10 protein-coding genes are annotated in these 12,746 nt (G+C 65.7%); 4 read left to right on the top strand and 6 right to left on the bottom strand.

Annotated elements, in window-relative coordinates:
* Positions 1 to 18: 18 nt before the first annotated feature.
* A complete protein-coding gene (locus GK109_RS20535) occupies positions 19 to 1,461 on the bottom strand; it encodes a dipeptidase (RefSeq protein WP_157242290.1) in 1,443 nt (480 codons plus the stop codon).
* A gap of 92 nt (positions 1,462 to 1,553) precedes the next feature.
* Between GK109_RS20535 and GK109_RS20530 the strand changes: the two genes are divergently transcribed.
* Positions 1,554 to 2,153 (top strand): DUF3043 domain-containing protein, encoded by a 600-nt coding sequence (locus GK109_RS20530; protein WP_321213583.1) that lies wholly within the window; start codon positions 1,554 to 1,556, stop codon positions 2,151 to 2,153.
* A 77-nt stretch (positions 2,154 to 2,230) separates the two neighbouring features.
* On the opposite strand, the gene GK109_RS20525 is transcribed toward GK109_RS20530, so the two are convergent.
* Positions 2,231 to 3,301, bottom strand: a complete 1,071-nt coding sequence (locus tag GK109_RS20525) for a quinone-dependent dihydroorotate dehydrogenase (protein ID WP_157242288.1) — start codon at positions 3,299 to 3,301, stop codon at positions 2,231 to 2,233.
* A 75-nt stretch (positions 3,302 to 3,376) separates the two neighbouring features.
* Here GK109_RS20525 and GK109_RS20520 point away from each other — a divergent pair, with 75 nt between their 5' ends.
* Both GK109_RS20520 and GK109_RS20515 read left to right on the top strand, forming a co-directional pair.
* Positions 3,377 to 4,372: an alpha/beta hydrolase gene (locus tag GK109_RS20520; protein ID WP_157242287.1), complete on the top strand. Its 996-nt coding sequence runs from the start codon at positions 3,377 to 3,379 to the stop codon at positions 4,370 to 4,372.
* On the top strand, positions 4,369 to 5,397 hold the full coding sequence (locus tag GK109_RS20515; protein WP_157242286.1) for an alpha/beta hydrolase: 1,029 nt from the start codon (positions 4,369 to 4,371) through the stop codon (positions 5,395 to 5,397). The genes GK109_RS20520 and GK109_RS20515 overlap by 4 nt, the downstream gene beginning before the upstream one ends.
* A gap of 48 nt (positions 5,398 to 5,445) precedes the next feature.
* Here the strand turns inward: GK109_RS20515 and GK109_RS20510 are convergent, their stop codons facing one another.
* The 3 genes from GK109_RS20510 to leuA form a co-directional block, all read right to left on the bottom strand.
* A complete protein-coding gene (locus GK109_RS20510) occupies positions 5,446 to 6,273 on the bottom strand; it encodes an isoprenyl transferase (protein WP_321213586.1) in 828 nt (275 codons plus the stop codon).
* Positions 6,274 to 6,275: 2 nt separating this feature from the next.
* Positions 6,276 to 7,028, bottom strand: coding sequence for a DNA repair protein RecO (gene recO, locus GK109_RS20505; RefSeq protein ID WP_321213587.1), 753 nt, complete (start codon positions 7,026 to 7,028; stop codon positions 6,276 to 6,278).
* A 100-nt stretch (positions 7,029 to 7,128) separates the two neighbouring features.
* On the bottom strand, positions 7,129 to 8,868 hold the full coding sequence (gene leuA, locus GK109_RS20500; protein ID WP_157242284.1) for a 2-isopropylmalate synthase: 1,740 nt from the start codon (positions 8,866 to 8,868) through the stop codon (positions 7,129 to 7,131).
* Between the two features lie 253 nt (positions 8,869 to 9,121).
* Between leuA and GK109_RS20495 the strand changes: the two genes are divergently transcribed.
* Positions 9,122 to 11,074, top strand: coding sequence for a M13 family metallopeptidase (locus GK109_RS20495; RefSeq protein WP_370460724.1), 1,953 nt, complete (start codon positions 9,122 to 9,124; stop codon positions 11,072 to 11,074).
* 87 nt (positions 11,075 to 11,161) lie between these two features.
* Here GK109_RS20495 and GK109_RS20490 read toward each other — a convergent pair whose 3' ends face one another.
* Complete coding sequence (locus GK109_RS20490; protein WP_157243182.1) at positions 11,162 to 12,601, bottom strand: LCP family protein; 1,440 nt, start codon at positions 12,599 to 12,601, stop codon at positions 11,162 to 11,164.
* Between the last annotated feature and the right edge of the window lie 145 nt (positions 12,602 to 12,746).

Below are 12,746 nucleotides of genomic sequence, written 5' to 3'. Positions count from 1 at the left end.
GGGTCCCCTGAACCGGTCCTAGAGTCCCTGGTCGTTAATCCGGGCCAGGAGCAGGGCCTCGGCAAGGATGGCCTTGCGGAAATCGCCAAGGTGCAGGGACTCATTCGCACTGTGCGCCCGGGAGTCCGGATCCTCCACACCGGTCACCAGGATCTGCACGTCCGGATACAGTTCCGTGAGGTCGGCAATAAAGGGAATGGATCCGCCGATCCCTGTTTCCACGGCTTTGACTCCCCAGGCCTCTCCCAGCGCCCACATGGCCAGTGACGCCGCAGGCGACGACGTGTCGGTCAGGAACGGGTTGCCGCTCTCCCCCGGCGTGAAGGTCACCTTCGCGCCGAAGGGTGCGTTTGCCGCAACATGCCGGCGCACAGCCTCCATGGCGTCCTCCGGGACCTGGCCAGGGGCGAGGCGCAGGCTGAACTTCGCCCGGGCGCGGGGCAACAGGGTGTTCGAAGCCGCCTCCACTGACGGAGCGTCGAACCCGATGATGGACAGGGCCGGCTTGGTCCACAACCGGGAGGCGATGCTGCCCGACCCGGCAAGCCGGACGCCGTCGAGTACTGAAGCGTCTGCCCGGCAGTCTTCCTCGGAAAGGTCAACCGTGGCTGTATCCCTTGCCACCAGCCCCTCGATGGCGACATTTCCTTCGTCGTCGTGCAGGGTGGCGATGAGGCGCGACAGGAGGGTGGGCGCATCCAGCACCGGTCCTCCGTACATACCGGAGTGCACGGCGTGGTCGAGGACCTGGACTTCGATGGTTCCGTCCACCAGGCCCCGCAGGCTGGTGGTCAGGGCCGGAACCCCCACCTTCCAGTTGCTGGAATCGGCGACGACGATGACGTCGGCGCGGAGCAGTTCCCGGTTTGCCTCCAGGAAAGAGCGGAAAGTAGGCGAGCCGGCTTCTTCCTCACCCTCAAAGAAGAACGTGACGCCGAGCCCCAGCGAGTTCCCGAGCACCTCAGTAACTGCTGCGTACGCCGCCAGGTGCGCCATGATGCCGGCTTTATCGTCCGCCGCGCCGCGGCCGTACAGGCGTCCGTCCTTCTCGACGGCGGTGAACGGTTCCGTCTCCCACAGACTCTGATCACCCGCGGGCTGGACGTCGTGGTGGGCATAGAGGAGGATCGTCGGCTTGCCGTCGGCGGCAGGCCGTTGGGCGACGACGGCGGGCCCTCCCGGGGTGCCGTCAGGCTTGTTGCAGCCAAGGATCTGGACGTTTCCGAGTCCGGTGCCGCGGAGCAGTTCCGCTACAGCTTCGGCGCTGCGTTCCAGCGGGGCCCGGTCAAAGCTTGGCCAGGCGATGCCGGGGATGGCGACCAGCTCTTTGAGCCGGGCCAAGGTCTGGTTGAAGGACCGGTCTATGGAGCTGCGAAGGTCTTCCGTCCGGTTGTTTCCGGCAAGGCCCGGTGATGGAAGGGCATTATGGTTTTGCGGCGTGCCCGTCGGCAATGAAGTCATGGCAAAACATTACCCGCGTCACATTGACTGCTTGGGACCAACGGTTGGCCTGGGCATGACTTCAGTTCCCCGCCGCAAGGTATTCTGTTCTGGTGTTCGGACGTAAAAAGGAAGCGCCCTCGGCGCAGCAAATAATAGACCAACAGGCTGCAGAGCCGGGGCGGACAGAGGGCTTGAGCGGCAAGGGTGCCCCAACTCCCACGCGTAAGGCACAGGAGGCGGCCCGCAGGCGGCCACTTGTCCCGGAAGACCGTAAAGCCTCGAAGGCTGCCGAGCGCCAGGCAATCCAGGACCAGCGGCTTAAGATGCGCCAGGCGCTGGACACCGGTGACGAACGGTTCCTGCCGCTGCGCGACAAGGGTCCGCAGAAACGGTTTGCCCGTGATTACGTTGACGCACGTTTCAGCCTCGGTGAGTACCTGATGTTCGGCGCCCTCGTATTCGTCCTGGTGTCGTTGGTGGTCCCGGCGTCCAGCGACTTGATGATCTACGTCCTCGGCGGGTTCTGGGTGATGTTCCTGGCCGTCTTCGTGGACGTGTTCATCCTGTCCCGCCAGCTTCGCAAGCGGCTGACCGCCAAATTCGGCGAGGTGGAGCGCGGAACCGTGTGGTACGGCTCCATGCGTTCCCTGCAGTTCCGCAAGCTCCGCCTCCCCAAGCCCCAGGTCAAGCGCGGCCAGTACCCGGCCTGAGCCCGCGGCGCCCTCCAACAGCCAACAAAACCCCGGCGGATATTCCGCCGGGGTTTTTGCTTTGGACCGTTCACGGCCTAGGGCCGGCGGCTCTTCGCCAGTTCGCGGTTGATCCGGGCAGCCCAGAACGGTCCTTCATAGAGGAAGGCGGTATAGCCCTGGACCAGGGTGGCCCCGGCGTCGAGCCTGTCCTGGACGTCCTGTGCCGTTTCAACGCCGCCCACGGCCACCAGCGTGAGGGCGTCACCGGTGACCTGCTTCAGGCGGCGCAGCACGTCGAGGGAGCGCTGCTTCAGCGGCGCACCCGAGAGCCCTCCGGCGCCGCACTTTTCCACCTCTTCCGCCGGCGTGGACAGGCCGCTCCTGGCGATGGTGGTGTTGGTGGCGATAATGCCGTCCAGCTTGAGGTCCAGCGCCAGGCGTGCGACGTCGTCGATATCCTCGTCGCTGAGGTCCGGGGCGATCTTTACAAGCAGGGGGACATGGCGGCCTGCCGACCTGTCCGCTTCCTGGCCCACAGCCGTCAGCAGCGGCCGGAGCGACTCCACATCCTGCAGCAGCCGCAGGCCGGGGGTATTGGGCGAACTTACGTTGACCACCAGGTAGTCCGCAGCAGGTGCAAGGCTGCGGGCACTGACGAGGTAGTCCTCCACCGCATCGGCAAGCTCCACCGTTTTGGTCTTGCCGATATTGACGCCGATGACGGGGCGCACGCCCCGGTGCCGGCGCTGGAGGGCAGCGCGCGCGGCCTTGAGCCGCGGGGCCACGGCGGTTGCGCCGTCGTTATTGAATCCCATGCGGTTGATGACCGCGCGGTCCTCCACCAGGCGGAAGAGCCGAGGTTTCTCGTTGCCCGGCTGGGCCTGACCGGTGATGGTTCCCACCTCAACGTGGCCGAAGCCAAGCTCCGTCAGGGCCTCGATCCCATGGCCTTCCTTGTCGAAGCCGGCAGCAAGCCCGAACGGCGACGGAAAGGTGATTCCGAAGGCCGTGGTCTGGAGCGACGGTGCTGGAGCCGTCAGCTTCGCCAGCACCTTCCCCGCACCGGAGCGATGCGCCAGCCTGATGCCCTTGAATCCGATCTTGTGGGCGCGCTCGGCGTCCATCCATGAAAAGGCCAGCCTGAAGAATGTGGGATAAACGCGCATGCCTCTAGTTTTCCGCCTAGGAGGGCCCAGACCAAAATGAGGCGGGGCAAACCTGCAGCGGATTAGCATAAACGCATGGAATGGCAGCAGGACATCCTGGGCGCTGACTTCGAGTCGCACGCCTTCCGCGCCACGGGGCCGGACGGTGTGGAGCGCACCGCCACGCTGGTCCGGTTCCGCCCGGCACTGACGAAGTTGCCTCCATCCCCGGGCCGGCGCAGCGCCGTCCTGTTCCTGCATGGCTGGAGCGACTATTTCTTCAACGCGGACCTTGCCCGATTCTGGTCCACGGCGGGTTACGACTTCTACGCACTGGACATGCACAACCACGGCCGGAGCCTGCGTCCGGATTTCCCGGGCGGATACGTCGCCGACCTCATGGACTACGATGCCGAAATCGAAGCTGCATTCCAACTGATCGGCCAGGACGGCGCGGACCCCTCGCTGACCCTTATGGGCCATTCGACAGGAGGACTGGTGGCGGCGCTGTGGGCCAGCCGGCATCCCGGCCGGGTCTCCCGGCTGGTCCTGAACAGCCCGTGGCTGGAGATGCACGGCAGCTCACTGGTACGGCGTGCGGCATCCAGGATGGTGGGACCGGTCGCGCGGTTCCGGCCCGAAGCCGTCCTTAGGCTTCCGGAACGGGGGTTCTACTGGCGGACCATCAGCAGCTCGGCCGACGGTGAGTGGACTCTGGATGACCGGTACCGTCCCCCGATGGCGTTTCCCGTGCGGGCAGGCTGGCTCAATGCCGTGCTGTCCGGGCACTCCAAGGTGGCGCGGGGCCTCAACATAGACGTTCCCATCCTTGTCCTGCTGTCCAGCGGCAGCGCCAACGGCCTCTTCTGGTCTGAAGAGATGCGGCGGACGGATGCCGTACTTGACGTCAACATCATCGCTACGCGTGCCCTCACCCTTGGCCGTACGGTGACGGTGGAACGCATAGACGGTGCACTTCATGACGTGTTCCTCTCCCGCGCCGCGGTGCGTGCCGATGCCTATGCCCGGTTGGCACGCTGGCTTAAGGCTTATGGCGATGACGAGCCATCCGAAAGTTGGAAGAGCGGATGAGCAAAGGGCACGCGGGCCGGGAAAGAGCCGCTGCCCAATGGTCTGCCGACATCCTGGGGCCGCGTTTCGAGCAGCGCGTGCTGCCCCTGGAACCCGATGATGAAGGCGAAGTGTGCGCAACGCTTGTCCGTTGCACCGGCCAGGGACCCCGGCAGGGTACGGCGGAACAGCGGGCGGCTGTCAACGTGGTCCTCTACGTCCACGGCTGGGCGGACTACTTCCTCCAGGCGGAAGTCGCGGAGTACCTCACCGGGGCGGGGTTCCCTTTCTACGCCGTTGACCTGCGCAAGTTCGGCCGCAGCCTGCGCCCCTGGCAGACGCCTGGCTTCACTGACGACCTGGGAGTCTACGATGCTGACCTGGCAGCCGCCATCGCGGCGATCAGGGAGGACTTCGAGGAGGCCCTGGGACCGGGAGTCTTCCCCACGGTGCACGTCCTGGCGCACTCCCTGGGCGGGCTTATCACCGCCCTGTGGGCTGACCGGAACCCGAAGGCGGTGGGCACCCTGATCCTGAACGCACCGTGGCTGGAACTGCAGGGGAGCAGCATCATCCGCACCATTGCCATGCACCTGGTGGACCCGCTGTCCAGGGCCGATCCCCGCCGCCCATTGTGGCTTCCGGAGATGCCCGGCTACTGGCAGAGCGTCAGCAGCGAGGCCCACGGGGAGTGGCACCTCGACCCGCTGTGGCGCCCACGGACGTCCTTTCCCATTCGGGCAGGATGGGCCAAGGCAGTCCTTGCCGGCCACGCCGCGGTGGAACGCCGGCTGGACATCCGGGCCCCGGCCCTGGTCATGCTGTCGGACCGCACCCGCATCCAAATCGAGTGGTCGGCGGAATTGATGGAGGCGGACGCCGTCATCGATGTCGAGGAGACAGCCCACCGTGCGCTCCGCCTTGGACGGCGGGTGGCGGTGTTCCGCTATCCCGGTGCCATCCACGACGTTTTCCTGTCCCGCCGCGGGGTGCGGGAGGAAGCCTGCCGGGACCTCGCGGCGTGGCTCAGGGGCTACCCGGCCTGAAGGCCGCCTCCTGCCGGAACCGGGTGTACTGCCGGCGGGGCGTGGACCCTAGGATCCCGCGGGTGCGGCGGCATCCACCGCCCCGCCGTACCGGCGGTCCCGCCGGGCGTACTCCTCCACTGCCGCCCAGAGCGTCCGGCGGTCGACGTCGGGCCACAGCGTGTCCATGAAAACGAACTCGGCGTAGGCGGACTGCCAAAGCATGAAATTGGACAGCCGCTGCTCGCCCGAGCTGCGGAGGAACAGGTCCACGTCCGGCAGGTCCGGCTCGTCAAGGTACTTCTGGATGGTCCGCTCGGTGATGGCACCGGGCTTCAGCCTGCCCGCAGCAACCTCGGCGGCGATGGCCGAGACCGCGTCGGTAATTTCAGCCCGGCCGCCGTAATTAACACACATGGTCAACGTGCAAGTGCTGTTGCCCGCGGTGAACTCCTCGGCCTCTTCCAGCTCCCGGATGACTGAGCCCCACAGCCGCGGCCGGCGGCCGGACCAGCGGACGCGCACGCCCCATTCATCGAGCTGGTTTCTTTGCCGGCGCAGCACATCCTTGTTAAATCCCATCAGGAAGCGTACTTCCTCCGGAGACCGGCGCCAGTTTTCCGTGGAGAAGGCATAGACGCTGACATACTCGATGCCGAGTTCTATCGCCCCTGCCATGACGTCCAGCAGCGCCGGCTCGCCTGCCTTGTGCCCTTCAATCCGGGGCAGTCCGCGCTGGTTGGCCCAGCGCCCGTTGCCGTCCATCACGATCGCCACGTGGCGGGGAATGAACTCTGCGGGGATGGAGGGCGCCACGGCTCCGGAGGGATGAGGGTACGGTGCAACCACCGGGTGGGTGCGCTTTCGGGACGCGGGGTTCTTTTTGCCGAGGGCCACTGTCAGCTTCGCTCCACATGTTTGAGGGACTTCAGGACTCGTTCGAGATGCCATTGCAGGTACGCCGCCACCAGGCCCGCAGCTTCTTTCCGGTGTGGCGGAAGGGAGCCGTCCGCCGTGGTCCAGTCACCGGTGAGCAGTGCCGCCAGGAGGACCACGGTTTCCGGCGCAGGAGCCGGTGATCCTGGGGGCCTGCAGCCGCTGCAGACCATCCCTCCCAGCGGCGCTGAGAAAGCGGTATGCGGGCCGGGAACCCCGCAGCGGGCGCAGTCCGTAAAACTGGGGGCCCAGCCGCCGGTGGCCAAGGCGCGCAGCAGATAGGAGTCGAGGATCAGGCCGGCGGCGTGTTCATCCCTGCTCAAGGCGGCCAGGGCACCCACCAGCAGGTTGTACTGGGCAGTTCCTGCCTCCCCGTCGACGTCGGTGAGCTTCTCCGCCGTCTCGGTCATCGCGGCCGCCACCGTATACCGGCCGTAATCGGCGGCAATGCTGCCGCCGTAGGCGCCCTTGGCCACCGCCTGGGTGACGATGTCCAGCGTCTTGCCGGAAACAAGCTGCAGGTCCGCCACCATAAACGGCTCAAGGCGCGCTCCAAACCGGCTGCTGGTGCGCCGGACCCCCTTGGCCACAGCCCGCACCTGGCCGTGGTGCTTGGTCAGGAGGGTGATGATCCGGTCCGCCTCGCCCAGCTTATGGGTGCGCAGTACGACGGCGTCGTCCCGGTACGCGCGGGAGGCGAAAGAGTGTTGGGCCACGCCTTATCTTCCCATCCTTTGCAGGCACCATTCGGCCGGCCGCCACCGGGCGGGGCTCCGTTGTGCCGCCGGCGGGTCCCGGCGGCTCAACGGTGCGGCGTCAGGCCCGGGCGTCCCGGATGGCGCGGTTCACGGCGGAAATAACTGCCTTCAGCGAAGACATGCTGGTGTTGGCGTCAATGCCCACGCCCCACAGGACCCGCTCCCCCACGGCGCACTCGACGTAGGCGGCGGCCATGGCATTGCCGCCCTCGGAAAGGGCGTGTTCGCTGTAGTCGAGGACCCGGACATCCACGCCGTCTTCCCGCAGGATGCTCAGCAGGGCCGCAATGGGGCCGTTGCCGGTCCCGGTACGCTGGACCTGCACGCCGTCCACGGTGAGCGAGGCGTGAAGCGTCATGCCGCCGTCGTCATCCGTTTCTGTCTTGACAGCGCCCAGGGAGTAGCGTCCCCACTGCCCGTCTGCCTTCCCGGAGGGCAGGTACTCATCCTGGAAGACCTGCCACAGCTGGGCGCCGCTTACTTCGCCGCCAACGGTGTCCGTGCGCTTCTGGATCACGCCGGAGAATTCGATCTGGGCGCGGCGCGGCAGGTCCAGGCTGTGCTCGTTCTTCAGCAGGTAGGCCACGCCGCCCTTGCCGGACTGCGAGTTGACGCGGATAACGGCCTCGTAGCTGCGGCCCAGGTCCTTGGGGTCCACGGGCAGGTACGGCACCTGCCACGTGAAGTCTTCCACTGCCTTGCCGGCGGCCGCGGCGTCCCGCTCCAACGCCTCGAAACCCTTCTTGATGGCGTCCTGGTGGGAGCCGGAGAACGCCGTGAAGACGAGGTCGCCGCCGTAGGGTGAGCGCTCGGGGACGGGGAGCTGGTTGCAGTACTCCACGGTCCGGCGGACGTCGTCGATGTTGGAGAAGTCGATCATGGGGTCGATGCCCTGCACAAACAGGTTCAGGCCGAGGGTCACCAGGTCGACGTTGCCGGTCCGCTCACCGTTGCCGAACAGGCAGCCCTCGATGCGGTCGGCGCCCGCCATATAGCCCAGTTCCGCGGCCGCTACGCCAGTGCCGCGGTCATTGTGGGGGTGCAGGGAGAGGATGATGCCTTCGCGGGGATGCAGGTGGCGGCTCATCCACTCAATGGAGTCGGCGTAAACGTTGGGGGTGGCCATTTCCACGGTGGCAGGCAGGTTGATGATGACCTGGCGGTCCGCGGAGGCTTCAAAAACATCAGCGACGGCGTTGCAGACCCGCACAGCGTATTCCAGCTCCGTGCCGGTAAAGGACTCCGGGGAGTACTCGTAGGTCACGTGCGTGTCCGCGAGGGTCTCCTCGTACTTCCTGCACAGGCGGGCGCCCTGGAGTGCGATGTCCAGGATGCCGTCCTCGTCCTGGTTGAAGACAACCCGGCGCTGCAGGACGGAGGTGGAGTTGTACAGGTGGACGATGGCCTGCTTGGCGCCTACCAGGGATTCGTAGGTGCGCTCGATCAAGTGCTCGCGGGCCTGGGTGAGGACCTGGAGGGTGACGTCGTCCGGGATGTGGTTGCCCTCAATGAGCTGGCGGACAAAGTCGAAATCCGTCTGGGAAGCAGAGGGAAAACCTACCTCAATCTCCTTGTAGCCCATCCGTACCAGCAGGTCGAACATCTTCATCTTGCGGGCAGGGCTCATGGGATCAATCAGGGCCTGGTTGCCGTCACGCAGGTCCACCGCACACCAGCGGGGGGCTTTGGTGATGATCTTGTCCGGCCACGTGCGGTCCGGCAGCTCTACCTTGATCTGGTCCTGGAACGGCGTGTAGCGGTGGGCGGGCATTCCTGAGGGCTTCTGTGCGTTTCGCATTACTATCGGGGCCTTTTCTGTGGTTCTTCGGTGAAAGGGTGGCCGGGCAACACAAACTCCGCAGCGAGGTTGGGCCTTGCGCTAGATCGCGTCTGAGGCCTCGCCGCGGCAGCTAAGAAGAAGGAGCTCTGCACGCACCTTTTGAGGGTAACACGCGTGCGTAAGATGAAAGGGCACTACCGTCCGTAAAGTCCACCATGCAGACGCCGCCGGGTATTCGACCGGGCCGCGGCCCTTCATCAAAGGAGTTTCAGTGCCCATATCGGGGATCGACCTGTCCACCATCGACCACACGGTCCGGCCGCAGGATGACCTGTACCAGCACGTCAACGGTGCCTGGCTGAAGGGCGCGGAAATCCCTGACGACCGTCCGCTTGAGGGAGCCTTCACGGCGCTCCGGGACGGTGCAGAGATCGCGGTCCGGGACATCATTGAGGAGGCGGCGGCCAAGGGTGAAGCCGCCAGCGGAATCGAGCGGAAGATCGGCGACCTCTACAACAGCTTCATGGACGAGGCCGCTGTTGAAGCCAAGGGCATGGAACCGATCCGGCAGAGGCTGGCGGCCGTGTTCGCCACAACCACCGTGGCTGAGCTCGTGTCCCTGGCAGGGCGGCTCTTCCGGGCCGATGTTGGGGGGCTCTTCTATATCTACCCGGCCCCCGATGCGGGCAACCCCGACCGGATCCTGCTGTACACCGGACAGGGCGGCCTTGGCCTGCCGGACGAGTCGTACTACCGGGAAGAAAAGTTCGCGCCGACGGTTACGGCGTACAACGCACACGTGAAGACCATGCTTGAGCTGGCCGGCGTTGCTGACGCCGGGGCCGCCGCCGGGCGGGTGGTGGAGCTGGAGACCAGGCTCGCATCCCACCACTGGGACAAAGTCACGCTCCGGGACCCGCAAAAGACCTACAACCTGAAGACGGCGGATGAAGCGTCCGCGCTGTTCCCCCTGCTCACCACATGGTTCGAAGCCGCCGGCATCGACGAGGCCAAACGCCGGGAAATCGTGGTGAGCACCCCGCCGTTCTTCGACGGGGCCGCAGCGCTCCTTGGGTCCGAGCCGCTGGCCCACTGGCAGGAATGGCTCGCCATGCGGGTGGTGAGCGCCGCGGCCCCCTACCTTTCGTCGTCGTTCGTGGATGCCAATTTCGCCTTCTACGGGACCACCCTCAGCGGCACCCCGAGGAACAAGGACCGCTGGAAGCGCGGTGTCGCCGTCGTCGAAGCGGCGCTTGGCGAAGCCGTGGGGCAGATCTACGTCGCCCGGCATTTCCCGGAGACCCACAAGGCACGCATGCAGGCGCTCGTTGCCAACCTGATAGAGGCCTACCGGCAGAGCATCACCGCCGTGGGCTGGATGGGAGACGCCACTAAGGCGGAAGCGCTCCGGAAACTTGAGGGGTTCCGGGCGAAAATCGGCTACCCGGAGGAATGGATCGATTACTCCGCCGTGGAGATCGATCCGGCTGACCTGCTGGGCAATGTGGAACGTGCACACAATGCCGACGTCGACAGGCACCTTGATGAGGTGGGCAAGCCGGTGGACCGCAACAAGTGGCTCATGACCCCGCAGACGGTCAACGCGTACTACCACCCGATGATGAACGAAATCGTGTTCCCGGCAGCGATCCTGCAGCCCCCGTTCTTCACGGCCGATGCTGACGACGCCGTGAACTATGGCGGCATCGGGGCTGTCATCGGGCACGAGATCGGCCATGGTTTTGATGATCAGGGGTCCCAGTTCGACGGCGGCGGGGCGCTGCGGAACTGGTGGACGGACGAGGACCGGGAGGCTTTCGAAGAGCTCACCGCCAAACTCGTAGCCCAATTCGATGCCCTGTCACCCTCCGCGGCGCCAGGACACAACGTCAACGGCCGGCTCACGCTTGGCGAGAACATTGGCGATCTGGCAGGCCTGGCGATCGCCTACAAGGCCTACCAGATCAGCCTTGACGGAAAGGAACCGGAGGTCCTGGACGGCCTGACCGGGGAGCAGCGCTTCTTTGCCTCGTGGGCCGCCGGCTGGCGGCAGGTCATTCGGCAGGAGGAGGCTATCCGCCGTCTCGCGACGGACCCGCACTCCCCTAACGAGTTCCGCACCAATGCCATTGCCAGGAACCTCGACGCCTTCCACGAGGCATTCGAGGTTTCCGAACAGGATGGCATGTGGATGCCTCCCGCGGAACGCGTCAGCATCTGGTAATGACAAGGCACAGCGGGACCCGCCTTCCGGCGGTCCCCGCTGTGCCTTGTCACAGACTGTTCCGTTGTGCCGCTGGGGCCCGGTCCGCTAACGCTCGATGAGCATCGGATTGGCCTGCTGGCAGGCCGCATCCTTGGCTGTCTGGTTAACGATGTCTTCGGGCAATACGGCCGCCCCGTAGGTGGTGCCGGCGGTGAAGTCGGTACCGAGGTATACCTGGACCCCTGCGATGTTCGGGGCAGGGAGCATTTGTTCAGCGGGAATACCCAGCATTGCGGCAACATCCGCTGCCACGTCCGCGAAGTCCGGGCCGTAGTAGACCACCGACTGCGCCACAGCCGTCGCCTCAAACCGGCCGGCCTGCGCGAATCCGCCGGCGACCAGGGCCTGGACTATTTCCTGGGCACGGCCCGGGACGCCGCTGCCGTTGGCCACCGTGACAGGCTGCAGGGCTTTGTCGTAGGGCGGGGGCGCAGGCGTGGTTTCCGTGGGGGTCGGGGGTGCCGACGTCTCCGTTGGCGCAGGCGACGGAGCGGTTGGATCGGTCAGGTCGACGTCCTGCCGCATTGCCGAGAAGAGCTGGGAACCTGCGGGCTCGGCAATCTGGAGCCTGTTCGGATCCAGCACCGCGGGGGTGGTGGGCACAGCCACGAACGCCACCTTGCTGACGTCGATGTCCTTGAGCCGGGACCCGATGGTGAGCAGGCTGGGCACCGAGGCCAGCCCTTCATCGACGGTCAGGTTCTGGGTTACCACGTCGGCGATCTTCAGCATCTTCCCCGGATCCGAGAGCGTACCGTCGTCCTTGATCTTGCGGGTCAGGGAGGACAGGAACCCTTGCTGGGCCTTGATCCGGCCCAGGTCGCCGCCGTCGGCAAAGGCATGCCGGGTGCGCAGGAACGCGAGGGCCATCTCACCCTGGACAGCCGAGGTGCCGGCCGGCAGCCGGAGGCGTGAGTCAGGATCGTAGACGGCGTCACTGATGCACACCTCCACACCCCCGACCGCGTTGGACAGTTCCTTCACGGCATTGAAGTCAGCCATCATGAAGTGGTCCACTTCCAGGCCGGTGAGTTTGTTGACGGTGTCCACGGCGCAGCCAATGCCTGCTTCAGCCATGGCTTCATTGATCATCACACCGCTGCGGGCAGGATAGACCTGGTTGGTTTTCGGGTCCTTGCACTGCGGGATGTCAACCAGCAGGTCCCGCGGGAAGCTGATGACGCTGACGCGCTTGTTGTCCTCGGAGATGTCCATCAGCATCATGACATCGGACTTGCCGTATCCGTTGGAGTCATCCGCCGTACCGTATTCGGAGTTCTTCCCGTCACGGGTATCGGAACCGAGGATGAGGATCTGCATCCGTCCGGTGGCGTCGCTCACGGATTCGTTGCTGCCGCCACCGGCGTTCAGGGGCGCTTTGGAAATGTTGCCCTGCAGGCGCAGGAACCAGAAGCCCGCGAAGGCGAGGCCGCCCACAATAGCCACTGACAGGATGGCCGTGACCACCTTCAGCCACACCGGCATTCCGCTTATGCGCCCAAGATGACGGGCTGCACCGACGGTACCGCCGTCGGCGTGGCGGGATACGGGTCCCGCTCCGGCGGGACCATCGAGTCCGTTGTCGCGTCTGTCGCGGCCTAGCCCCACGTGGTGAACCTTCCTCTAAAAA

Origin of the sequence: Pseudarthrobacter sp. GA104, assembly GCF_009741265.1 — a bacterium.
Taxonomy (GTDB): Bacteria; Actinomycetota; Actinomycetes; order Actinomycetales; family Micrococcaceae; genus Arthrobacter.
The sequence above is the reverse complement of the archived record's forward strand: the minus strand, read 5'-3'. Positions and strand labels throughout refer to the sequence as shown.

Bases quoted from the DNA above. Each gene is read 5' to 3' on its own strand.
- GK109_RS20490 (WP_157243182.1), bottom strand. From the start codon at position 12,601: ATGCCGGTGTGGCTGAAGGTGGTCACGGCCATCCTGTCAGTGGCTATT.
- leuA (WP_157242284.1), bottom strand. From the start codon at position 8,868: ATGCGAAACGCACAGAAGCCCTCAGGAATGCCCGCCCACCGCTACACG.
- GK109_RS20515 (WP_157242286.1), top strand. From the start codon at position 4,369: ATGAGCAAAGGGCACGCGGGCCGGGAAAGAGCCGCTGCCCAATGGTCT.
- GK109_RS20520 (WP_157242287.1), top strand. From the start codon at position 3,377: ATGGAATGGCAGCAGGACATCCTGGGCGCTGACTTCGAGTCGCACGCC.
- GK109_RS20525 (WP_157242288.1), bottom strand. From the start codon at position 3,301: ATGCGCGTTTATCCCACATTCTTCAGGCTGGCCTTTTCATGGATGGAC.
- GK109_RS20535 (WP_157242290.1), bottom strand. From the start codon at position 1,461: ATGACTTCATTGCCGACGGGCACGCCGCAAAACCATAATGCCCTTCCA.